23 protein-coding genes, 1 rRNA gene and 2 other annotated features are annotated in these 24,837 nt (G+C 38.7%); all 24 genes read right to left on the bottom strand.

The window, feature by feature from the left end; translation table 11 throughout:
* Positions 1-90: 90 nt before the first annotated feature.
* The 24 genes from rpoB to rrf all read right to left on the bottom strand — a co-directional run bounded on the left by rpoB (position 91) and on the right by rrf (position 24,662).
* Positions 91-3,627 carry a DNA-directed RNA polymerase subunit beta gene (rpoB, locus tag Q1A47_RS02015; RefSeq protein WP_026680226.1) on the bottom strand — a complete coding sequence of 1,179 codons (3,537 nt, stop codon included), beginning with the start codon at positions 3,625-3,627 and terminating at the stop codon, positions 91-93.
* A 402-nt stretch (positions 3,628-4,029) separates the two neighbouring features.
* A complete protein-coding gene (locus Q1A47_RS02020; protein ID WP_166530052.1) occupies positions 4,030-4,632 on the bottom strand; it encodes a class I SAM-dependent methyltransferase in 603 nt (200 codons plus the stop codon).
* 144 nt (positions 4,633-4,776) lie between these two features.
* Positions 4,777-5,142 (bottom strand): 50S ribosomal protein L7/L12, encoded by a 366-nt coding sequence (rplL, locus tag Q1A47_RS02025; protein ID WP_026680224.1) that lies wholly within the window; start codon positions 5,140-5,142, stop codon positions 4,777-4,779.
* A gap of 56 nt (positions 5,143-5,198) precedes the next feature.
* The gene (rplJ, locus tag Q1A47_RS02030; RefSeq protein ID WP_026680223.1) at positions 5,199-5,699 is read right to left on the bottom strand and encodes a 50S ribosomal protein L10; all 501 of its coding nucleotides are present in this window, start codon (positions 5,697-5,699) and stop codon (positions 5,199-5,201) included.
* 50 nt (positions 5,700-5,749) lie between these two features.
* Positions 5,750-5,898 (bottom strand) — a sequence feature (ribosomal protein L10 leader region).
* 47 nt (positions 5,899-5,945) lie between these two features.
* Entirely contained in the window at positions 5,946-6,644 is a 699-nt protein-coding gene (rplA, locus tag Q1A47_RS02035) for a 50S ribosomal protein L1 (protein WP_026680222.1), read from the bottom strand.
* Between the two features lie 268 nt (positions 6,645-6,912).
* On the bottom strand, positions 6,913-7,338 hold the full coding sequence (gene rplK / locus Q1A47_RS02040; protein WP_026680221.1) for a 50S ribosomal protein L11: 426 nt from the start codon (positions 7,336-7,338) through the stop codon (positions 6,913-6,915).
* Between the two features lie 163 nt (positions 7,339-7,501).
* Positions 7,502-8,038: a transcription termination/antitermination protein NusG gene (nusG, locus tag Q1A47_RS02045; RefSeq protein ID WP_026680220.1), complete on the bottom strand. Its 537-nt coding sequence runs from the start codon at positions 8,036-8,038 to the stop codon at positions 7,502-7,504.
* A 227-nt stretch (positions 8,039-8,265) separates the two neighbouring features.
* Positions 8,266-8,433, bottom strand: a complete 168-nt coding sequence (secE, locus tag Q1A47_RS02050) for a preprotein translocase subunit SecE (RefSeq protein WP_026680219.1) — start codon at positions 8,431-8,433, stop codon at positions 8,266-8,268.
* Between the two features lie 104 nt (positions 8,434-8,537).
* Complete coding sequence (rpmG, locus tag Q1A47_RS02055; protein ID WP_080668626.1) at positions 8,538-8,687, bottom strand: 50S ribosomal protein L33; 150 nt, start codon at positions 8,685-8,687, stop codon at positions 8,538-8,540.
* 69 nt (positions 8,688-8,756) lie between these two features.
* Entirely contained in the window at positions 8,757-9,410 is a 654-nt protein-coding gene (gene sigH / locus Q1A47_RS02060; RefSeq protein ID WP_026680218.1) for an RNA polymerase sporulation sigma factor SigH, read from the bottom strand.
* 108 nt (positions 9,411-9,518) lie between these two features.
* The gene (locus Q1A47_RS02065) at positions 9,519-10,028 is read right to left on the bottom strand and encodes an NYN domain-containing protein (RefSeq protein WP_026680217.1); all 510 of its coding nucleotides are present in this window, start codon (positions 10,026-10,028) and stop codon (positions 9,519-9,521) included.
* 2 nt (positions 10,029-10,030) lie between these two features.
* The gene (gene rlmB, locus Q1A47_RS02070) at positions 10,031-10,774 is read right to left on the bottom strand and encodes a 23S rRNA (guanosine(2251)-2'-O)-methyltransferase RlmB (protein ID WP_166530053.1); all 744 of its coding nucleotides are present in this window, start codon (positions 10,772-10,774) and stop codon (positions 10,031-10,033) included.
* Entirely contained in the window at positions 10,759-11,172 is a 414-nt protein-coding gene (locus tag Q1A47_RS02075; RefSeq protein WP_026680215.1) for a Mini-ribonuclease 3, read from the bottom strand. Before Q1A47_RS02075 ends, rlmB begins: the two co-directional genes overlap by 16 nt.
* A gap of 2 nt (positions 11,173-11,174) precedes the next feature.
* Complete coding sequence (cysS, locus tag Q1A47_RS02080) at positions 11,175-12,575, bottom strand: cysteine--tRNA ligase (RefSeq protein WP_026680214.1); 1,401 nt, start codon at positions 12,573-12,575, stop codon at positions 11,175-11,177.
* Between the two features lies 1 nt (position 12,576).
* A complete protein-coding gene (cysE, locus tag Q1A47_RS02085; RefSeq protein WP_034678611.1) occupies positions 12,577-13,218 on the bottom strand; it encodes a serine O-acetyltransferase in 642 nt (213 codons plus the stop codon).
* 305 nt (positions 13,219-13,523) lie between these two features.
* Positions 13,524-13,738, bottom strand: a binding site (T-box leader).
* Positions 13,739-13,780: 42 nt separating this feature from the next.
* Positions 13,781-15,250, bottom strand: coding sequence for a glutamate--tRNA ligase (gene gltX, locus Q1A47_RS02090; protein ID WP_121604286.1), 1,470 nt, complete (start codon positions 15,248-15,250; stop codon positions 13,781-13,783).
* Between the two features lie 144 nt (positions 15,251-15,394).
* Positions 15,395-16,492: a PIN/TRAM domain-containing protein gene (locus tag Q1A47_RS02095; protein ID WP_026680211.1), complete on the bottom strand. Its 1,098-nt coding sequence runs from the start codon at positions 16,490-16,492 to the stop codon at positions 15,395-15,397.
* Positions 16,493-16,878: 386 nt separating this feature from the next.
* Positions 16,879-18,255 carry a DNA repair protein RadA gene (gene radA / locus Q1A47_RS02100; RefSeq protein ID WP_166530054.1) on the bottom strand — a complete coding sequence of 459 codons (1,377 nt, stop codon included), beginning with the start codon at positions 18,253-18,255 and terminating at the stop codon, positions 16,879-16,881.
* A gap of 468 nt (positions 18,256-18,723) precedes the next feature.
* Entirely contained in the window at positions 18,724-21,150 is a 2,427-nt protein-coding gene (clpC, locus tag Q1A47_RS02105; protein WP_026680209.1) for an ATP-dependent protease ATP-binding subunit ClpC, read from the bottom strand.
* A gap of 18 nt (positions 21,151-21,168) precedes the next feature.
* Positions 21,169-22,233 (bottom strand): protein arginine kinase, encoded by a 1,065-nt coding sequence (locus tag Q1A47_RS02110; RefSeq protein ID WP_121604285.1) that lies wholly within the window; start codon positions 22,231-22,233, stop codon positions 21,169-21,171.
* Positions 22,230-22,778, bottom strand: a complete 549-nt coding sequence (locus Q1A47_RS02115; protein WP_026680207.1) for a UvrB/UvrC motif-containing protein — start codon at positions 22,776-22,778, stop codon at positions 22,230-22,232. Before Q1A47_RS02115 ends, Q1A47_RS02110 begins: the two co-directional genes overlap by 4 nt.
* A gap of 12 nt (positions 22,779-22,790) precedes the next feature.
* Positions 22,791-23,258, bottom strand: a complete 468-nt coding sequence (locus Q1A47_RS02120; protein WP_026680206.1) for a CtsR family transcriptional regulator — start codon at positions 23,256-23,258, stop codon at positions 22,791-22,793.
* A gap of 224 nt (positions 23,259-23,482) precedes the next feature.
* Entirely contained in the window at positions 23,483-24,178 is a 696-nt protein-coding gene (locus Q1A47_RS02125; protein WP_166530055.1) for an MgtC/SapB family protein, read from the bottom strand.
* A 368-nt stretch (positions 24,179-24,546) separates the two neighbouring features.
* Positions 24,547-24,662, bottom strand: a 5S ribosomal RNA gene (gene rrf / locus Q1A47_RS02130).
* Between the last annotated feature and the right edge of the window lie 175 nt (positions 24,663-24,837).

Below are 24,837 nucleotides of genomic sequence, written 5' to 3' on the forward strand. Positions count from 1 at the left end.
TTTAGTGTCCGATTTCACCAAGCTACCTATGAATATATTTAATCTAAAGCTAGGGGCTGGCTCTATTGAGAGCCAACCTTACCTTTTGCTTTAGTTCTCTTCTACTTCTATATTGAGCTTACTTGCTTGCTGTGTTTCTTCTTCTTCCAATTCACGCATGTCGATTTCTTCTTCGTCACTTGAAAGCATTTTGACATCCATACCAAGACTTTGCAATTCTTTAATCAATACCTTGAAGGATTCTGGTACACCAGGTTCTGGTACATTATCACCTTTTACAATCGCTTCATATGTTTTAACACGACCGACAATATCATCTGATTTCACTGTTAAAATCTCCTGCAAGGTGTATGCCGCACCATAAGCTTCCAATGCCCAAACCTCCATTTCACCAAAGCGCTGACCACCAAATTGTGCTTTACCACCAAGTGGTTGCTGTGTAACAAGTGAATAAGGGCCTGTAGAACGAGCATGCAGCTTATCATCAACCATGTGCGCAAGCTTAATCATGTACATAACACCTACAGATACACGGTTGTCAAATGGTTCTCCTGATCTTCCATCATAAAGGATAGTCTTAGCATCTCTTGGCATACCTGCTTCTTCAAGCGTTTCCCACACATCTTCTTCTGTCGCACCATCAAATACCGGAGAAGCAACATGAATTCCTAGCTGTCTTGCAGCCATACCTAAATGTAATTCAAAAACCTGTCCGATATTCATTCGTGATGGTACCCCTAGTGGGTTAAGCATGATATCAATTGGTGTACCGTCTGGCAAGAATGGCATATCTTCTTCAGGTAAAATTTTGGATATAACACCTTTGTTACCGTGACGCCCGGCCATTTTATCTCCTTCGTGTATTTTACGTTTTTGAACGATATATACACGAACTAATTCGTTCACCCCAGGAGGTAACTCATCGCCATCTTCCCGATTAAAGATTTTAACATCCAACACAATTCCGCCAGCTCCATGTGGAACTCGTAAGGATGTATCACGAACTTCACGAGCTTTTTCACCAAAAATAGCGTGAAGTAAACGCTCTTCAGCGGATAATTCAGTAACCCCTTTAGGCGTCACTTTACCCACAAGTATATCACCGTCAGAAACTTCTGCACCGATACGAATAATTCCATATTCGTTAAGGTTCTTTAACGCTTCTTCCCCTACATTAGGAATATCACGTGTAATTTCTTCCGGTCCGAGCTTCGTATCACGTGCTTCCGATTCATACTCTTCAATATGAATAGATGTATACACGTCATCTTTTACGAGTCTTTCGCTCATGATAATCGCATCTTCATAGTTATAACCTTCCCAAGTCATAAATCCAACTAGAACATTACGGCCAAGCGCAAGCTCTCCGTCTTCCATGGAAGGACCGTCAGCAAGAATTTCACCTTTAGTTACGCGATTTCCTTCACTTACGATTGGGCGTTGGTTATAACATGTACCTTGGTTAGAGCGAATATATTTTTGTAGTTTGTAACGATCTAAATCGCCTTCTACTTCTTTTCCGTCCACAATAGAAATTCGACGAACATGAACTTCCTTCGCTTCAACACGTTCTACAATTCCTTCATGGCGGCAGATAATAGCGGCTCCAGAATCTTTTCCGTTTACATATTCCATACCAGTACCAACAATTGGCGCTTCAGGCTGCATTAATGGTACAGCTTGACGTTGCATGTTCGCACCCATTAACGCTCGGTTCGAGTCATCATTTTCTAAGAATGGAATACAAGCTGTTGCAGCTGAAACCACCTGTTTCGGAGAAACGTCCATGTAATCAATTTGATCACGAGGTACGATTGTGTTTTCACCACGGAAACGAGCAATAACTTCCTCATCCACAAAATGCCCCTCATCTGTTAACTTTGCATTTGCTTGGGCAACAACATAGTTATCCTCTTCATCTGCTGTTAGATAATCAATATGAGCTGTGACTCTACCCGTATCTGGATCCACACGACGGTACGGCGTTTCAATAAATCCAAATTTATTTACTTTAGCGAAACTCGATAATGAGTTAATTAAGCCGATATTCGGACCCTCAGGCGTCTCAATCGGGCACATTCGACCGTAGTGTGAATAGTGAACGTCTCGTACTTCGAAACCAGCTCGTTCACGAGTTAAACCACCAGGTCCTAACGCAGATAAACGACGTTTATGTGTTAGTTCTGCTAATGGGTTTGTTTGATCCATAAATTGAGACAACTGTGAGCTTCCAAAAAATTCTTTAATCGAAGCGATCACAGGACGAATATTAATCAGCTGTTGCGGCGTAATACTTGATGTGTCTTGAATAGACATTCGTTCACGCACAACACGCTCCATCCGAGATAACCCGATTCGGAACTGATTCTGTAATAACTCTCCAACAGAACGAAGACGACGGTTACCTAAATGGTCAATATCATCTGTATCGCCTACTTGATGAAGCAAGTTAAAGAAATAGCTAATTGCTGATAAAATATCCGCAGGCGTAATATTTTTAACACTTGTTTCAATTCCAGCATTTCCAATTACGTTAAGCTCTTTCTCACCACTTGGGTCAGTAGGATCAACTATTTTAATCGATTGAAGCAAAATTTGGTCGTCAAGCACACCGTCTTTAGGCTCAAGTGTTTTTTCACCAAGCTTCTCTTCTTCACGTTCCAAGTATGGAATTAATTTATTTAGTAGTTTTCTCTCTAGCTTATCGCCTTTCTCTGCTAGTACTTCGCCAGTCTCCTGATCAACAATTGTTTCGGCTAGTACTTGATTAAATAAACGATTTTTTATATGCAGCTTTTTGTTCATCTTGTAACGACCTACATGAGCAAGATCGTAACGTTTTGGATCAAAAAAGCGAGAGATTAATAAACTTTTTGCATTTTCAACAGTAGGTGGTTCTCCAGGACGTAACCGCTCATAGATTTCTAGCAACGCCTTTTCCGTTGTTTCTGTGTTATCCTTTTCAAGCGTATTTTTCAGGTACTCATTGTCTCCCAATAAGTCGATAATCTCCTGATCTGTACCAAAACCTAGTGCTCGTAGCAATACAGTTATCGGTAATTTACGCGTACGATCAATACGAACATGGACAACATCTTTTGCATCTGTTTCAAACTCCAACCATGCACCACGGTTCGGAATGACAGTTGCAGCTACGCCACGCTTTCCGTTTTTATCAATCTTTTCATTGTAGTAAACACTAGGTGATCGCACAAGCTGAGAAACGATTACACGTTCTGCGCCATTAATAACAAATGTTCCAGTGTCAGTCATTAATGGAAAATCACCCATAAATACTTCCTGCTCTTTCACTTCTCCGGTTTCATTATTAATTAATCGAACCTTCACACGAAGTGGAGCATTATACGTAACATCTCTTTCCTTTGATTCTCCTACAGGATATTTAGGCTCGCCTAAACTGTAGTCAACAAATTCCAGTGATAGATTGCCTGTAAAGTCCTCGATCGGCGAAATGTCTTGAAACATTTCTCGGAGACCCTCTTCTAAAAACCAATCATAAGAAGCGGTTTGGATCTCGATTAAATTCGGCAACTCTAATACTTCGCTGATACGTGCATAGCTTCTGCGCTGGCGGTGCCGTCCATACTGAACTAGTTGTCCTGTCAACTGCTTCACCCCTTAAATCATACATTTTTTCGTAGATTGTAATTCTACTCCAAATTTAATATAATTAGAAAAACCAATACAGAAGCAATTACTTCTTTTCGGCTTTTCGAATATTGGCTAACTGTGATTGTGCGAATAGCGTACAAAACATGCCTAACAAACTTGTAACAGATAATTACAAGTATATTATTTGGATCCTCTCAGCAATAGAATTCCAAAACAAACCACATGAAGCATATTTCAAAAATAAACGAAAAGCACATTGTATATACCAAATCTTTCCGATTTTACCAGTGTTTCCGAACTTTTATGAAATATACCTTATTATGTTATGAAATATCCTCTTGACATAAGAATCGCCATGTTAGCATTTTCCTATCTTATCATAAGTGAAGATACGGGTCAAACATTAATTGCCCGCATAATATAGTACCCTTTATTTTTAGCTACCACTTCCACTTCACGGAATAAAGCTTCTAATTTTTCTTTAGCGGAAGGAGCCCCTTGTTTCTTTTGAATAACCACCCATAGTTCTCCTTGCTTTAACAGCGCTCGCTGTGCTTCTTCAAACATTTGGTGTACAATCTTTTTTCCCGCACGAATCGGCGGATTAGTAAGAATCCCGGCAAATTGACGACTTGTGAATGCAGACATCCGATCACTCTGTACACACTCGATATTAGTAACCTCATTTTTTAAAGCATTTTCCTTCGCTAATGCAACAGCTCTTTCATTTATATCAGCCATTACAATTTTTCGATCATTATATCGATCTGCTATTGCGATCCCAATTGGTCCATAGCCACAACCCAGATCCAAAAAATCCCCCGCAATTACCGGTTCATTAAATTGTTCAATTAATAGCCGACTTCCAAAATCAACTTCATTTTTAGAAAATACACCTACGTCACTTGTAAATGTATAGGATTTTCCATTCAATTGATAATTCCATGTCTTTGGTGAACTTTTAGTTTGGGGTTTTGGTGAAAAGTAATGCTCTGTCATATGGCACCTACTTTTATTAAAATATTGAAGGTAGTTATAGCAAGGTGCTTGAAGTAGAAGCATCTGCTCAAGTCTTAGCTTAAATGATATGATATATAGAGAGCCCGCCGTAATGGTTACGACGAGCTCCGTTGATGAAATTAATTACTTAACCTCTACACTTGCGCCTGCTTCTTCTAGCTTACCTTTAACTTCTTCAGCATCTTCTTTAGATACTGCTTCTTTAACTGCTTTCGGAGCGTTATCAACTAAGTCTTTTGCATCTTTTAGTCCAAGACCTGTGATTTCGCGTACAGCTTTAACAACTTTGATCTTAGAAGCACCAGCATCTGTAAGCACTACATCAAATTCAGTTTTCTCTTCAGCAGCATCTCCGCCGCCAGCTCCACCTGCTACTGCCACAGGTGCTGCAGCTGTTACTCCAAATTCTTCTTCAATTGCTTTAACTAAATCATTAAGTTCTAATACTGACATTTCTTTAACCGCTTCAATGATTTGTTCTTTAGTCATGATTAATTTCCTCCTAATTAAAATTAAATTTTGTTTTTATACCGTTAAAGCACAGATTATGCGCCTTGTTCTTCTTTTTGATCCGCAATTGCTTTTGTAGCATATGCAAGGTTGCGAATTGGTGCTTGAAGTACGCTAAGAAGCATAGAAACCATACCTTCGTAGTTTGGAAGATCTGCAAGTTCCTTAATTTGCTCAAGAGAAGCAACGCTTCCTTGAATTACTCCACCTTTGATTTCAAGCGCTTCATGTTGTTTAGCAAAATCATTGATAATTCTTGCTGGCGCTACTACATCATCATTACTGAATGCGATCGCAGACGGACCAACAAGCGTCTCACTAAGATCATTCAACTCAGCAGCTTCTACCGCACGACGAGTCATCGTGTTTTTGTAAACCTTGAATTCAATTCCTGCTTCACGTAATTGTTTACGTAATTCAGTAACCTCTGCTACATCAAGCCCACGATAGTCAACTACAACAGCTGTTTCGCTCGCTAGAAATTTATCTTTAATTTCTTCAACAAGTTGTTTCTTTTGCTCGATAATATTAGACATTCTTCCACCTCCTAAAAAATGATCATTATACCGTATACCCCACTCTGTTCGGAGCCATTAAAAAAAGCTCCCACGTAGACATGGGAGCTTATTATTACATTGGAATTCAATCGCTAATTACCAATTTTTATAAACACCTCGGCAGGATGATTAAGCAAATGCATGCCCCTGCTGTCTACGGTACAACGTATTCTTTTATCAACGTGAATCATTATAACTAATGTCGACAAAAACGTCAACTATTAATTATCGACGGACAAAGCCAGAAACGTCAACGCGGATTCCAGGTCCCATTGTAGAGGCCACAGAAGCATTCTTCATATACGTTCCTTTTGAAGCCTGAGGCTTAGCTTTAACTAAAGTGTCTGTAATTGCTTTGAAGTTTTCAATTAACTTTTCATTATCGAAAGAAATCTTACCAATCGGAACATGAATGTTAGCAGATTTATCAACGCGGTATTCTACTTTACCAGCTTTAATATCTTGAACTGCTTTCTCAACTTCAAACGTAACTGTTCCCGTTTTAGGATTCGGCATTAAGCCTTTTGGTCCTAACACACGTCCAAGTTTACCAACTTCAGCCATCATATCTGGAGTTGCAACAATGACATCAAACTCAAACCAACCTTGGTTGATTTTGTTAATGTAATCACTTTCTCCAACATAATCAGCGCCAGCAGCTTCTGCTTCTTTAGCTTTGTCACCTTTAGCAAAAACTAAAACACGCTGTGTTTTACCAGTTCCATGTGGAAGCACCATCGCTCCACGAATTTGTTGATCTGCTTTTTTAGGATCTACACCTAAACGAAAAGCAGCCTCTACTGTTTCGTCGAAGTTTGCTTTAGCTGTTTCTTTAACTAATGCAATCGCTTCGGCTACTTCATATGATTTCGTACGATCAACAAGCTTCAAAGCTTCTTGATGTTTTTTTCCTTTTTTAGCCATTTTATTTCCTCCTCAAATGTGGTTATAACGGTAATACCTCCCACTTATAAAAGCACGGTCGGCTTTTATAAAGCTCAAGAGGATAATTTGGTTCGAAATACCGAATTATCATCTTCACGAAAAAGGTTGCGAGAGGTAATCCAACCGCAACCTATACCGTATCAAGTAAAACAACCCAATCTGCATCGATTGGCTTCACAACCAAAAGACACTTCACCGCAAACGATATACCCCGCACATAGCAACGCTATGTCTAAGGAATCGATTACTAGTCCTCGATTGTGATACCCATGCTGCGCGCAGTTCCTTCAACCATGCGCATCGCTGCTTCTACATTAGCAGCATTTAAATCAGGCATTTTTGTTTCTGCGATTTCTTTTACTTTGTCGCGTTTTAATGTTGCGACTTTATTACGATTAGGCTCACCTGACGCAGTTTCAATACCAGCTGCTTTTTTCAACAGCACAGCTGCCGGTGGAGTTTTTGTAATAAATGTAAATGAACGGTCTTCAAACACCGTAATTTCAACAGGGATAATCATACCCGCTTGATCTTGCGTACGTGCGTTGAATTCTTTACAGAACCCCATGATATTAACACCTGCTTGACCTAATGCTGGTCCAACCGGCGGTGCTGGATTTGCTTTACCAGCTGGGATTTGTAATTTTACAAGCTTAATTACTTTTTTAGCCACGAGACACACCTCCTTAAAGTCCGTGATGTGGTAATAGGGTTCCAGTCGGTCCCCTCCCACTCCAATTTGCTCTATCCATCAGTAGGATAGATGCATGAATAACAAAAGAATTTTAGCATGAATAACAAAAAAATGCAAGGTATTGTCTAATATTCTCTATGAACTACGATAGTTTTTCAATTTGAGAGAAATCTAATTCTACCGGAGTCTCCCTACCAAACATATTTACATGAACCTTCACCTTCTGCTTATCCATATCGATATGCTCAATAGATCCTGTGAAATCTGTAAACGGTCCATCCGTTACACGAACATTTTCTTTTAATTCGAATTCAAACTGTACAACTGCCTCTGTAACACCCATACGCTTTAATACACTTTCCACTTCTTCAGGTAAAAGCGGGGTAGGCTTTGTCCCCCCACCACTAGATCCTATGAAACCAGTAACACCCGGTGTGTTTCTAACAACGTACCACGAATCATCCGTCATGATCATTTCAGTTAATACATAACCAGGGAAAAACTTCTTTTTGGATACTTTTTTCTTCCCATTCTTTATTTCCGTCTCTTCATCTTCTGGTACAATTACGCGGAAAATTTTATCTTCCATTCCCATTGATTGAACTCGCTTCTCTAAGTTCATTTTGACTTTATTCTCATAGCCAGAATACGTATGTACCACATACCAATTTTTCTCCATGTTTATCAGGACAACTTTATTTGTCCTTCCCTCCCTTTATTTGTAATTAGGTTTATATATGGACACAGGAGCATGGGTACCCCTATTAATACAACTCTGAGTTGAATTTTTCTAACAAACAGGTACCAATTCTTTTCCAATTTAAAAAACCCGACGTTGACCGGGTTTTCAAATGACTCATATTATTTATCATTATAGCATATTTGTAAAATAAATATTCAAGTATATTATAGCAAATTCAAAATTTGTGTGATTCCAAGATCAATTAAAAAGAAAAACAACGCTACAAACGCTACTGTAGTAATTACAGTAATGGTATAACTAGTTAACTCTTTGCCTTTTGGCCAGCTAACTTTTTTCATTTCTCTTGAAACGTTTTTAAAAAAACGAAACATGTTCGTACCCCCTAGACCTGAAAATCTTGGCTTTTTCATGTTTATTTATTAGTAAAGCCATAAATTTATATAAAACCCCATTTACTATATCGTTCCATCGGAGTCTATTTCGTTTCACGGTGCAACGTGTGTCTGCCACAAGTTTTACAATATTTTTTCACTTCTAGCCGCGCAGGCTGAGTGGATACATTTTTATGCGTTGTATAGTTTCTGCTTGAACATTCTGCACATGCCAAAGTTATTTTTTTATTCATTATATCACCTCTATTGAGGGATTTTTCTATATTAACTCTAGCATGGTTACAAAAATGTGTCAATGCATCCTATTGTGATACCTCGCTACCTTCCATGAGCTGCTCCAACTTCCGCTTGACACGTTGGAGTGCATTATCAATAGATTTGACATGCCGCTTAAGCTCGACAGATATCTCCTGATATGTCCTCCCATCTAAATACAGATGTAGAACCTTCTTTTCTAATTCGCTCAATAATTCAGATAATTTTATTTCCATATCACCATATTTCTCTCTATTAACCAAAAGTTCTTGTGGATCTATGGCTTTTGAACCTGCAATGACATCTAATAATGTACGGTCAGTTTCTTCATCATAAATTGGCTTGTCCAAAGATACATAGGAGTTGAGTGGAATATGCTTTTGTCGAGTAGCAGTTTTGATTGCGGTTATAATTTGCCTTGTCACACACAATTCTGCAAAGGCTTTAAACGATGATAGCTTGTCCCCATCATAATCGCGAACAGCTTTATAAAGGCCAATCATCCCCTCTTGGATAATATCTTCTTTATCCGCACCAATTAAGAAATACGTGCGAGCCTTAGCTCGGACGAAATTTCTGTACTTATGTATTAAGTAATCAAGCGCTTGGCTATTTCCTCGATGAATAAGCTCTACAATCCCCTCATCATCCAGCATACTTAAGCTCTTATTGTCAAAATCTAATTGGTTGGCACTCACCAAGTATGACCCCCTGACTACACCGCAGTCACTTTAAAGCTTATTATACAGGAAGCGCTTTACAATAGTCAACAGAGCATAGACCCAGACAGGCGCGGTTTAATCTGAGTTTTACATTTCTCCCCTGCGCCATCTTTCAAATTTTTCCAGAACATCTCGATTAAGTTTTATTTTAGACGATGCTTGTTTTTTATGGTGCGTTTCTATTGTTTCTTCAATTTCTCTTTCTATATTTTGAGACTCAATTAATAATTCTCGTGCCGATTTACGTAAAGCTCCGCTGCCAAATATCGTCCTTTGTTCTGCATAATCAGATGTTGCAACATAAACCTGTGTCTGGATATTCATTAATTCTTTAACTAGCTTTTCAATACATTCGTCGGCCGTTTCTTTTTCCTTTGTAAATATAATCTCTATATTATATAAATTTGTTTTATTAGCAATACCTCGAACATAATAAGCATCAAACACAATAATGACTCTATATCCCGAATAAGCCTGGTATTCAGCCAATAATTCAATAAGTCGATCACGTGCTTGTCCAATATCATGTTCTTTCAATTTTTGCAATTCTTCCCAAGCGCCAATTATATTATAACCATCAACTACCACAACAATCATCGCTATTCACCAACAGGGTACCTTTTGCGATAAACCTCATATAGCAATAAACTACAAGCCACAGAAGCATTCAACGAAGAAACCTGCCCTATCATGGGAAGACCTACCGTCCAATCACATTTTTTTCGCACAAGACGGCTCATCCCTTTCCCTTCATTACCAATTACAAGGGCGATAGGTAATGCACCCTCAAGCTTACGATAATCTTCTGTAGCATTCGCTTCTGTGCCAACCACCCAAACATTACGCTCCTTTAGTTCATCGATGGTACTGGCGATATTGGTAACTCTAGCTACTGGCACATGCTCTATTGCTCCCGCAGCCGTTTTCGCCACCGTAGCAGTTAAACCTACAGAACGCCGTTTCGGTATAATTACTCCATGAGCTCCCACCGCATCAGCAGTACGTAATATCGAGCCTAGGTTATGCGGATCTTCTAATTCATCTAAGATAATAAAAAAGGCAGCCTCCGCTTTTTGGTCTGCACGTAGAAATAAATCGTCCACCGTAGCATAAGGATAAGAGGCAACGTAAGCTATTATTCCTTGATGATTTCCATTCGATAATTGATCTAGTTTAGCCTTTGGGACCTTTTGTACGATTGTCCCAGCGGACTTGCCAAGTTGAAATAATTTTCCTTGTGCAGAAGCGTTTAAATGCTCTGAAATAAGTACTTTATTAACAGAACGTCCGGACTTCAATGCCTCTATCACTGGATTTTTCCCAATAATTATTTCTTGTTCCAAGGCTTTTCACTCCTTTCTGTAAATTCAACCGCTTCCCTCATGAGGTGCTTCAACCGCTCGTCGTTTTTTTGTAAATAATGGTATCCTATCAATGCCTCAAAAGCTGTGCTATATCGATAGGTTTGGACACTAATATTTTTAGGAATAGACCCTGACTTAGCATTACGACCTCTGGAGACAATTTTTACTTCCTCTTCCGTTAAATAATCTTGTTCCAGCCAATATAATACAACATTTGCTTGAGCCTTTCCTGACACAAAATTAACTGCTTTTTGATGTAATTGCTGTGGTTTCACCTGCCCAAGCTGCAGGAGATGCTCCCTTATATACACTTCGTAGACAGCATCCCCCATATAGGCAAGGGCAAGACTCTTCATTTGTTTAACATCCAAATTCATAACTAGCCTCTTTTCCAACGAACCCCTTGAGGCGTATCTTCTAAAATAATATTTTTATCCTTTAGCATATCTCTAATTTCATCCGCTCGAGCAAAATCACGATGCTTCCTTGCTTCGTTTCTTTCTTCAATCAATGATTCAATGTCCTCATCGAGTAAATCCTCTTCTACTTTCAGCTCTATTCCCAATACATAAAGGAATGATCGGATTGTTTCCTGAAATTCTTCAATAACATCACTAGACGTTTGTTTAGCTTGCAAGTAAACATTAGCATCCTTGGCCACATCAAACAATACAGAAATAGCATTTGCTGTATTAAAATCATCATCCATGTCAGCCTCAAATTGTTGTTTCCACACCGTAATTTTCTGCATCCATTCGTCCTGGTGGTCCACTAAATTCACACTCGATGATTTCCGGTGTTCCAGATTAAAATAAGCCGTTTTAATTCGGTCTAGGCTATTCTTGGCACTTTCCAATAACTCCTCAGTGAAATTAATCGGATGACGATAATGTACACTTAACATAAAGAAACGAAGTACCTGCGGATCATGCTTATTAATTAAATCTCTTGTTAACACAAAATTCCCTAATGATTTAGACATCTTCTCATTGTCTATATTAATATACCCATTGTGCATCCAATAGTTCGCAAAGGTTTTTCCATTCCTAGCCTCTGATTGAGCGATTTCGTTCTCATGGTGAGGGAAAGCTAGATCCTGCCCGCCAGCATGAATATCAATGGTATCACCTAAATATTTTTTGACCATTGCAGAGCATTCTATATGCCACCCCGGCCGACCTCTACCCCATGGTGAATCCCAAGATATTTCCCCATCCTTCACATGTTTCCATAGCGCAAAATCTAAAGGATCCTGTTTCTTCTCTCCCACTTGAATACGCGCACCTGAGCGTAACTCATCAATGGATTGATGAGATAGTTTGCCGTATCCATCAAACGTACGCGGTTTAAAATAGACGTCTCCCGCCGCCTCATAAGCGAATCCTTTATCTATAAGCACTTGTATAAACGCGATAATATCATCCATTGTTTCTGTTACACGCGGATTATGGGTTGCTTCTTTCACACCTAGAGCATCAACATCTTCTAAATATGCGGTAATAAACTTACTGGCCACATCTGGCACTTCCTGGCCTAACTCATTCGCAGCCTTAATTAACTTGTCATCAACGTCTGTAAAGTTTAAAACATAATCTACTTTATACCCTTTGTATTCAAAGTATCGACGAACCGTATCAAAAACAATCGCTGGTCTAGCATTTCCGATATGAATGTAGTTATATACAGTAGGCCCGCAAACATAGATACTTACGGCACCCTCTTTTAACGGGATAAAGGTTTCTTTCTGTCGAGTAAGTGTATTAAAAATCTGAATCGTCATTCTACTTCCCTTCCTTCAATTTAGCAATTTCGTCCTTTAATGCATCTATTTCATTTTGTAAATGCTCACAACGACTAGCAACTGGATCAGGCATCTTGTGATGATCGAGATCCCTTCTCATTTTTTCACCATTTTGCTTTACTACTTTCCCAGGAACTCCAACGACCGTGGAATGATCGGGTACATCACGAAGTACGACAGATCCACCACCAACTTTTGCATTCTCTCCTATTGTAATTGAGCCAAGTACCTTGGCTCCTGTCGCAATTAATGCATTATTTTTTACAGTCGGGTGACGTTTTCCTTTTTCTTTACCAGTCCCCCCTAATGTTACACCTTGAAAAATGGTTACATTATCACCTATTTCACAAGTTTCCCCAATAACGACTCCCATACCGTGATCAATGAATAAACGACGGCCAATTCGAGCACCTGGATGAATTTCAATCCCTGTAAAGAATCGGCTCACTTGTGATATGCAACGTGCAATGAAAAACATTCTTCGCTTATAAAATGCATGTGCAATGCGGTGAGACCAAACAGCATGCAGCCCTGAATACGTTAAAAATACCTCAATATATGTTCGAGCTGCTGGATCTTGTTCAAACACAACATCCATATCTTCCTTCAATCGTCTCCATATCCCCACTTCATTAACCTCCTCACCCCAAGAAAAATATGCCATGATTATATTCAAATCCACCGCTTTTATAATAGAACAAAAGCGCAAACGCTCAATTAGAAACGTAGCGACTACAGCGAGTCAACAGAGATAAAGGAATCACGGTAAGCTTGCGAGCCGATGTTGACTTAGATTAGGGTGATTCTTGTAGTCGCCTAGCTTCTGGGCGCTGGAACTGGACGTGGCTCAAACACGCCCATATTTATCTACATGGGCAAATTTTATCATTTCCTTAGACTATAAAAAAACGCCTCTGTGTATGATTACTCAGAGACGCTTTTGCGCGGTTCCACTCTGTTTGAAGGCTAAAATTATCCTTCCAACTTCACCCTTATAACGGTAGAGTTCCGCCGTTATGTACTCATTTCCATAACGGACTCAAAGGGGCACTTCAAAAACGGATCTTAGAACCACTCACAGCCAAGGTGGATCTCTCTGAATAAGCCTCACGTTTCCTACTTTTCCTTGTCATCGTTCAATATTGTAGTAATACTATATTACATTTTATGCAGAATGTGAATTATTAAGCTTCTAATTTGTTTAACACCTTATCTAAGCGCGACAGAACAGCCGCTTTCCCTAGTAATTCAATCGCCATAGGAAGCTCAGGGCCATGTGTCTGACCGGTTGTAGCTACTCTAATTGGCATAAACAACTTTTTGCCACGATGTCCAGTTTCCTTTTGCGTGGCTTTGATTTGAGCCTTAATAGAATCTTTCGTAAAGTCATCCAAATGAATTAACTTATCTGTAAATACTTGTAGTACTTCTGGAACCTGCTCCTCTTGAAGCACATCCATTGCACCTTCATCAAGCGACAATTCCTCATTAAAGAAAAGATCTGTTAACTCTACAATCTCTGCTCCATATCTTAATTGTTCTTTGTATAGAGCAATCACCTGTTCAGCCCACTGTTTCTTTTCATCACTTATTTGCTGTGGTAATTTCCCAGCTTCCACCAAATGCGGCATTGCAAGCTCAATGACATCCTTTAAATCTGCCGCTTTAATATATTCATTATTCATCCATTTTAATTTATGACGATCAAAAATCGCAGCTGAAGTAGACAATCGTTCAGGATCAAAGATATCAATTAATGTATCTTTATCAAAAATTTCTTCCTCTCCAACAGGCGACCATCCTAATAAAGCAATGAAGTTAAAAAGCGCCTCTGGTAAATAACCAAGGTTATAGTACTGCTCAATAAATTGCAAAATGTGCTGGTCTCGCTTGCTCAGCTTTTTCCGTTCTTCATTTAAAATAAGCGTCATATGTCCAAATTGCGGTGCGTCCCAATCAAACGCATTGTAAACCATCATTTGCTTCGGCGTATTGGAAATATGTTCCTCTCCTCGAAGTACATGCGTTATTTCCATTAAGTGATCATCAATAGCAACAGCAAAATTATACGTAGGTATACCATTTTTCTTCACAATAACCCAATCACCAAAATCACTGGATTCAAACGTAATTTCGCCTCTAACGATGTCATTAAATGTATATGTTTCATTTTCCGGAACTCTCATACGAATACTTGGTTGACGTCCTTCTTTTTCAAATGCTGTGATTTGTTCTTCGCTTAAATCACGATGCGCACCCGAATACTTAGGTACTTGCCCACTCGCACGTTGCTGTTCTCTTTCTGCCTCAAGCTCTTCTTCCGTCATATAGCATTTATAAGCCAAGCCTCTTTCTAATAGCTCGTCCACATATTTTTGATATAAATCAAGACGCTCCATTTGACGGTAGGGACCGTATTCGCCGCCTATATCTGCTCCTTCATCCCATTCGACACCTAGCCATTGAAGAAACTTCAGCTGACTCTCTTCACCACCAGCCACATTTCGTTTATCATCTGTGTCTTCAATACGAATAACCATTTTCCCGTTAAAATGTTTCGCATATAAATAGTTAAATAATGCTGTACGTGCGTTTCCGATATGCAAATGACCTGTTGGGCTTGGTGCATAACGTACACGAACCTGGTTTGTCATGGTTCTGCCCCTTTCTATTCTTCAAACATAATGTAAATTGAATCACTAATCTTTTTGAACCAAAATAGTATATATATAGTATAACAAAAGTGATAACAATGACATGTTATCACTTTTTTCTATCCTCTATAAGTTATACCCTTTTTATAGTGCTTTTTCAAGTAATTTTGGCTTGGCAAATATCATTCTACCGGCAGATGTTTGCAACACACTGGTAATTAAAACTTCAATTGTTTTTCCAATATAATCTCTACCTTCTTCCACAACAATCATCGTTCCGTCGTCAAGGTAGGCAATTCCTTGGTTATGTTCTTTACCATCTTTAATAACTTGAACAACAAGCTCTTCGCCAGGTAGTACAACTGGCTTCACAGCATTTGCCAGATCATTAATATTTAAGACAGGAACACCTTGTAGATCACAGACCTTATTTAAATTAAAATCATTGGTAACAACAATTCCATCAATTACCTTTGCTAATTTAATAAGCTTGCTATCCACTTCATGGATATCCTCAAAATCACCTTCATAAATTTCCACTTTTACAGGTAATTCTTTTTGAATTCGATTTAATACATCGAGCCCTCTTCGACCTCTGTTCCTTTTTAACACATCAGAAGAGTCTGCAATATGTTGCAACTCACCAAGTACAAATTGCGGAATAACAATTGTCCCTTCAAGAAAACTCGTTTGACAAATATCCGCTACACGACCATCAATAATGACACTTGTATCCAGTATTTTAGCTTTAGGTTGAATCGTTTGTGTATACTCCGTATCAGACGGTTTGCGTTTCTCTCGTTCTTTTTTATTAATGTTTAATAAATTTACAAATTCATCTCTACGTCTAAACCCGACTTGAAAACCAAAATACCCCAATAATATTGTGATAAATAGCGGTAAAACTTGAGATACTAGTTCAATATTGATATCTGTTAACGGTATATTTATTAGAAAAGCAATAACTAATCCTACCATTAACCCTAAACTTCCAAAAAACAAATCACCAACAGGCAATTTTATAAGTGCTTCTTCTACCCACTTTAAAAACCCTACAATATAATCCCCAAGCCAATATGAAATGAGAAAGAAAATAATTGCACCGATTATTGTTCCTGCATATGGTGATGATACCCAGTTTGCATTAGTAATATCCAATAAGTTTACAATATCCGGGATATATAAATACCCAACGGTACCACCCATGATAACAAAAAATAAATGAACTATTTTTTTCAGCACCACTGCCACCTCCTACCTTATATTATTGCCTACGATAGAAAAAAATAATCCTTCAAAAGTAATAAAATAAGCTATTATATCAACTAAATCATAGCACAGCTAAAATTAACATTCAAATATATAAAAATAAAATTATATCATATAAGTAATCCAATAGCAATGAATTTAGGAGCAAAAGTGCAAGCACCCGATTTGAAACGTACCGACTGGAGCGAGTCAACGGAGATAAAGGAAGCACGGTGAGCTTGCGAGCCAATAATGACTTATCCTAGGGTCATTCGTGATGTCGCTTCGTTTCTGGGCGCTGGAGCTGGACGTGGCTCAACATGCGCCTATTTATCCATAAGGGAAAATTTTATTATTTCCAAGACTTTAAAAACAATCTACTACCTGCTGACTCCAATATTTAATGCTTGTTGAACGGATTCTACACCGATAACCTCAATACTATCTGGAACTGTCCAACCGTCCAAATTATTTTTTGGACAAATAACGCGCTTAAAACCTAGCTTTGCCGCTTCTTGAACTCGTTGTTCGATACGAGATACACGTCTAATCTCTCCCGTTAATCCAACTTCTCCAACAAAAATATCATCAGGCTTTGTTGGTTGATCACGAAAACTCGATGCAATACTTACTGCTATTGCTAAATCAATCGCGGGTTCATCCAATTTTACGCCACCTGCTACTTTTATATAGGCGTCCTGATTCTGTAACATAAGTCCAACACGCTTCTCCAGCACTGCCATAAGCAGCGGAACACGATTATGATCAATCCCTGTTGCCATCCTCCGTGGGTTCCCAAAGGCTGAAGGTGAAATCAACGCTTGAATTTCAACAAGCACAGGCCTTGTTCCTTCCATAGAAGCAACAACAGTTGACCCAGCAGCTCCTTGTGAGCGCTCTTCTAGGAAGATTTCAGAAGGATTCATTACTTCCCTTAGTCCTTCTTCTTTCATTTCAAATATCCCCATCTCATTCGTACTACCGAAACGATTTTTCACCCCACGTAAAATACGATACGTATGATGCCGCTCTCCTTCAAAATAAAGAACCGCATCAACCATGTGCTCTAACAGCCTGGGACCAGCTATAGCCCCTTCCTTTGTTACATGTCCCACAATAAAAATAGGAATGCCATTTGATTTTGCCAGCTTCATCAGCTCTGCCGTGCATTCGCGAACCTGTGAAACACTTCCCGGTGCACTTGAAACCTCTTCCCGAAAAATCGTCTGGATAGAATCAATAACAACAAAAGAAGGCTTAATGGCTTCTACTTGATTGGATATATCTAATAAATTTGTTTCCGCTAATACATAAAGTAAATCCGCTTTAACACCTAAACGGTCTGCTCGTAGCTTTGTTTGTCTTGTAGATTCCTCTCCAGATATATAAAGGACAGGTAATTGCTTATACGCTAATTGCGCTGAGATCTGTAAAAGTAATGTAGACTTTCCAATACCCGGATCGCCACCAATCAACACCAATGACCCTGGTACGATTCCGCCTCCTAATACGCGGTTAAATTCCTTCATAGAGGTTGTTACACGTGGTTCCTCTTCTGATTCGATAGAAGTGATTTTCTCTGGCTTGCCGACGGTAGATCTAGCACCTGTTTGAAAAGCCTGCTTATGTCGACCTCCAGTTATCTCTACTTCCTCTACAAAGGTATTCCAATTGTGACATCCAGGACATTTTCCCATCCATTTAGGGGATTCATAGCCACATTCCTGACAAACATATTTCGTTTTTCGCTTTGCCAATTTTCTCTACCCCTTCACTTATCTATTATATACGATTATTGCAATGATAAAGTTACAGGTTCCTATCAATTTAATCAATAATTTCCATAGTCTTGCCACAAATTCCTGCTTCCCTTATAAGAATCGTTCCTTATTACTAAAAAACATGAATACCTTATTCATTTACGCTATACTCCTAAGTGACTTTTTCCCCACAAACAAAAGAATATGCATGGCCTCGAGTACCTATACAGTATTTATGTTATCTAATCGTTTAAGAAAAGGATTAGTCTCACACTTATTTATATAAAGAAAACTGGAATATACAAGACTCCTGCAGAAAGAGAAACAGTTTGCAGACCTAACATGAGTGTTGTACCCACAATAGGAGGCTGAACCATTTCATGCAAGAAGCGAGTATATTCCAGTTATGTAGGTACAGGCTACTTTTTGGATAGCCCCTTTCCCTACTTTTTTGCTTATCATCGTCTATGGAAGAATAATAAATTCACCTTTATTATTCAGGCCAATTTTCACTTTTTGACCTTTTTGGATTGTCTCCTTAAGTAATTCTTCTGATAAGAGATCTTCGATATTTTTTTGAATCGAACGGCGTAACGGTCGTGCTCCGTATTCGGGATCAAAACCTTCATTAGCAATTTTATCTAACGCTTTATCTGTTAACGAAAAATCAATATCCTGTTCTTTAAGCCGTTGCTGTAACTGTTCAATCATTAACGTTACAATATTCTTCATATGTTTTTTCTCTAATGAATGGAATACGATGGTCTCATCAATACGGTTCAAGAATTCTGGACGAAATGCCTTTTTCAATTCTTCTGTAACCTTAGATTTCATATCTTTATAATCTTGACCATTTTCCTCCAAATTAAAGCCGACATATTTATTACGTTTTAACTCATTTGCACCAACATTGGATGTCATAATTAATACCGTGTTGCGGAAATCAACTACGCGACCTTTCGAGTCAGTTAAACGGCCATCCTCTAGTACTTGTAATAGAATATTAAATACTTCTGGGTGTGCCTTCTCCACTTCATCAAGTAATACAACAGAATATGGCTTTCTACGAACCTTTTCTGTAAGCTGACCACCTTCATCATAGCCAACATAACCAGGAGGTGAACCTACCAAACGAGACGTAGCATGTTTTTCCATATACTCTGACATGTCAATACGAATCATAGCATCCTCATCAGCAAACATTGCTTCGGCTAGTGCTCGAGCAAGTTCCGTTTTCCCTACACCTGTTGGTCCTAAGAAGATAAAAGAACCTATCGGACGTTTTGGATCTTTTAAGCCTGCACGAGCTCTTCTGATAGCTTTCGAAATTGCATTTACAGCTTCTTCTTGACCAATCACACGATTATGAAGCGTATCTTCCATATTCAGCAATCGTTCGCTTTCATCCTTTGTCAATTTAGAAACCGGTACACCAGTCCATGTAGAAACGACACTAGCAATATCTTCTATAGTTACTTCCGAATCGGTTTGTCCCTGCTTTTCTTTCCACTCATTCTTTGTTTCTTCTAATTCTTCACGAAGTCGTTGTTCAGAATCACGAAGCGATGCTGCTTTTTCAAATTCCTGACTTTGTACAGCCGCATCCTTTTCTTTTCTTACTTCTTCCAGCTTTTGTTCTAGTTCCTTTAAATTAGGTGGTACCGTGTAGGAGCGTAAGCGTACCTTCGATCCAGCCTCGTCAATCAAGTCGATAGCTTTATCTGGTAAAAAGCGGTCTGTAATATAACGATCAGATAGACTTGCAGCTGCTTCAATCGCTTCATCGGTTATCGTCACGCGATGATGTGCTTCATAACGATCACGTAAACCATTTAAAATTTGGACGGTTTCCTCTAACGTCGGTTCATCTACCTGTATAGGTTGAAATCTACGTTCTAGCGCTGCATCTTTTTCAATATATTTACGGTACTCGTCAAGCGTTGTAGCTCCAATACACTGAAGCTCCCCACGGGCTAATGAGGGTTTTAGAATATTCGATGCATCAATCGCACCTTCAGCCCCTCCTGCGCCAATTAATGTATGCAACTCATCAATAAACAGTATAATATTTCCAGCCTGGCGAATCTCTTCCATAACCTTCTTTAATCGATCTTCAAATTCTCCACGATATTTTGTTCCCGCTACAACTGTACCCATATCCAGTGTCATCACTCGTTTGTCTCGTAATGTCTCTGGCACTTCGTTATTAATAATTTGCTGTGCAAGCCCTTCGGCTACGGCAGTCTTACCTACACCTGGTTCACCAATTAAAACTGGATTATTCTTAGTTCTACGACTTAACACTTGAATAACGCGCTCAATTTCTTTGCTACGGCCAATAACGGGGTCAATATTACCTTCTTTCGCACTTACCGTTAAATCACGAGCAAGTGAATCAAGCGTCGGCGTGTTTGCATTAGATTGTTGACCGCGCCCCTGTCTGTTAGCCTGGGATTCATTACTTCCAAGCAATTGTAGCACTTGTTGTCTAGCTTTATTTAGGCTAACACCTAAATTATTTAATACACGAGCAGCAACACCTTCTCCTTCACGAATAAGACCAAGCAATATATGCTCTGTACCTACATAGGAGTGGCCAAGCTTTCTTGCTTCATCCTGAGATAGCTCCACAACCTTTTTGGCACGGGGTGTATAATGTATTGACTGCATCGGTTGTTTGCCAACACCAATTAGCTTTTCAACCTCTTCTTGTATTTTTGAAATTTCCAGCCCTAAAGATTGCAATGCTTTTGCCGCAATCCCCTCTCCTTCACGTACAAGTCCAAGGAGGATATGTTCTGTACCAATATTATTATGGCCTAATCGTACGGCTTCTTCTTGAGATAAAGCTAACACCTTTTGTGCTCTTTCTGTAAAACGTCCAAACATCATATAAAAAATTCCTCCTATCTATTTCTCTAATTGTAAACGTTGGCGAATAAGTGATGCTCGTAATATATCACGTTCATTCGCTGTCAATGTCTTTTTGGCATATTGTTGTAGGAATCCTGGCTGAGTAAGTATCATTAATTCATTGAGGATATTTCGTGAAACATTTTTCACAAGGCCTAAATCAATTCCTAGGCGTACATTAGATAAGCATTTAGCAGCTTCTTTCGACTCCATGATCCTAGCATATTCCAAAACACCAAAGGAACGATAAATTCTATCCTCCATTTTGTCACTTGATTGCTCCATTAATTGTTTTCTAGCATATCTTTCATGCTCTATGAGCTGTTTTACGACACTTTGTAAATCCTCCACAATATCTTCTTCTGATTTTCCAAGTGTAATTTGATTAGATATTTGAAAAATATTACCTTGCGCTTCACTACCTTCTCCATAAATACCGCGGACTACAAGCCCTAACTGATTAATGGCAGGTATCATACGATTTATTTGTTTTGTTAAAACAAGAGCTGGTAGATGCATCATGACAGATGCACGCATCCCAGTACCTACATTAGTAGGGCAGCTCGTAAGGTATCCTCTTGTTTCATCAAAGGCATAATTAATTTTTTCTTCTAACCAATCATCAAATTCAAATGCCTTTTGCAACGCCTTAGATAATTGAAATCCTGGAAAGTACAGTTGCAAACGAATATGATCTTCCTCGTTGATCATCAAGGACACCTGTTCATTCTCAGAAATAAGTGTTGCAGCTGACTCTGAGTGCTTTGCCAATAATGGGCTGATTAAATGTTTTTCTACTAATACGCGTTTCTCAACTGCTGATAAGTCCCGGATAGAAATAAAGGAAATATTCTTATACTCGCTAAATGACTGATTTTCATATTTCTCTTTAAAGAAATTCCTTATTTCTTCTAATTGATTTGGCTCAGCAAGAATTGGATAAGCAATATTTGCAAAGTTCCTTGCAAGGCGAATACGACTACTTAGTACAATATCGCTATCTGGTCCTTCCTCCCTCATCCAAGGGCTAATAGCCTTATTCATAAATTGCTGTAGTGTCATGTATGATCACCTGCTCCCGAATCATCTTGCGCATGATTTAACGCTTTAATTTTATCTCTTATTTTAGCAGCCTCTTCAAATTCCTCATTCTCCACCAGCGTTTTTAGTTTTACTTTTAATTCTTCTGCTTGCTTCTTCTTATGCAAATCCCCACCTTGGCGTTTAGGGATTTTTCCGCTATGCTTTGTATTACCAGCATGTACTCGTCGGAAAATAGGGTCCAGACGATGATTAAACGTTTCGTAGCAAAGCGCACATCCAAATTTCCCTATTTGTTTGAATTCCGAGAAGGTCATTTCACATTTAGGACACTGTAGCTCTTTTACTTGCTGATAGGCTGACCCTTGAGGTCCCGCCATATTTGATGTATCAAAGTTAAAGAGCCCAGAAAGTAAATTATGCAATGAATATCCATCTTCTGGATATGTCAAATATCCTTTTTCTTTTGCACAAACTTTACATACATGCACTTCCATCTTTTGTCCCTGAATCAATTGTGTAAAGTGCAGTGTAGCAGGTCGTTCATGACATTCCTGGCATTCCATTTGCATTCCCCCCTACTTATTCAAATACTTTAGCGTATTCAGCATCGTTGTAAGTATGCGCGCACGAATTTCATCTCGTAACGGCAATTGAAATGCGAGTGTATTTCTATCAATAGCACTCAGCATAATTTTTGCTTCGCGTTCTGTAATAAGATTTTCTTCCAATAGCCTTTCTAACACATCGACAGATTTTTGTTGAGAAACTGTTGGATTAATCATTTCAATTATTTCATTGATTAATTCTGATTTATCTTGATGAATTACTCGCATAATACGAATATATCCACCACCACCACGTTTACTCTCCACTATATATCCTTTTTCCACAGTAAAGCGCGTATTAATCACATAATTTATCTGTGAGGGGACACATTGAAATTGATCAGCGATCTCGCTTCGTTTAATTTCAATCACATTTTTTCCTTTAGCCTGAAGTATCTGTTTTAAATAATTTTCTATCACATCTGAAATATTACTCATATGCCCACCCCCTTTTTAGCTGCATCCTTTGACTTTGACTATCTTTGACTTTACCTTTATTATACGTCAAAATCGAGAAGATGCAAATACCTTGTTCTATGTTTATTCTAGACAAAAATCACCATTACGAAACCTATGAATGAACGAGATCTCTATCATTTCTTCTATTAAAAAAAGAACCTTACACCATATTATATGTTGTAAGGTTCTTCTAGCAGCCCCATTTACTTAAGCTCAGATATATTTTTCACATGATCTACTTTAGAAATTTCCTCAAATAAAGAAATTCGATCTAGATCTGGCTTTCTTTCTATTTTAATAAAAATATTTCGCAAGTTGTTTTCTATTTTAATAATCTCTACTTTTTTTATGGTTAAATCGAATTTTTCCAACGCTGAAACAAGCTCATTCACCTTTAGATCGGGTAAGGTGACAATCTCAATTAAGTGGGAAGTCCCCCCCTTTGTAAATAGTCGCTCAAAATTATTAAGAAAAATTAAACTTAGTAAAATGATAAATGTCGTAAAAACAGCAGCTGCGTACATGCCGGCACCAACCACAAGCCCTATACCAGCAACTGTCCATATGGAAGCAGCAGTTGTTAAACCGCGAATTGCGCCACCATAAACAATAATTGTTCCTGCTCCCAGAAAACCTATCCCGCTTATTACATAGGATGGTATTCTCGCAGGATCGAATCGAACGTTATCATACTCCATAAATGACTCAAATCCAAATAAGGAAAGTAGCATCATTAAACAGGCTCCGACCCCAACTAAGATATGTGTGCGAAAACCGGCTGAATGATTCTTTACTTCTCTTTCAAATCCAATTAACCCAGAAAGAACTAACGCAATTAATACACGTAACATAATAAGATAAAAATGATCACCCAATAATTCGTCTAAAAAAGCTTGCAATTTTCGCACCCCCCTATCCATTTTTCCCTTCATTTTACATGAATCTAAATAAAAGGTATAGTGGCATCTTTTTATATTTTTCTCTTATATATATGATTAAACCTTGCTATTTATCATAATACTACTGGCCAAATATTTTACATAAGAACAAATGGAGCGAGTCAACGGAGGTAAAGGAATCACGGTGAGCTTGCGAGCCGATGATGACTTAGATTAGGGTTATTCGTGAAGTTACCTTGTTTCTGGGTGCTAGAGCCGGGTGGACGCGGCTCAACACGCCCATATTTATACACAGGATCAAATTTAATTAATTCCTAGACTACAAAAAAGACTGAGTAAAAAAATTCACTCAGTCTTCCTTCTTGTTCGCCTGGCGGCGTCCTACTCTTGCAGGGGCAAAGCCCCAACTACCATCGGCGCTGGAGAGCTTAACTTCTGTGTTCGGCATGGGAACAGGTGTGACCTCTCCGCTATTGCTACCAGACCTAAAGGATGTAGATCGTTCTGTGTTGTTTCAGAACGTCCTTCTTCTTAAGGACAAGTTATATTATATGCAGTTTCCTGAGAAAATGCAAGGATTTTTTTGTACCCTAAAAACTAAATAAGAGATCATTCAACGACAACCAAAAGAAGTTAGTTAAGTCCTCGATCGATTAGTA

The sequence above is a fragment of the uncultured Virgibacillus sp. genome, assembly GCF_947495635.1.
Lineage (GTDB): Bacteria > Bacillota > Bacilli > Bacillales > Amphibacillaceae > Virgibacillus > Virgibacillus salarius.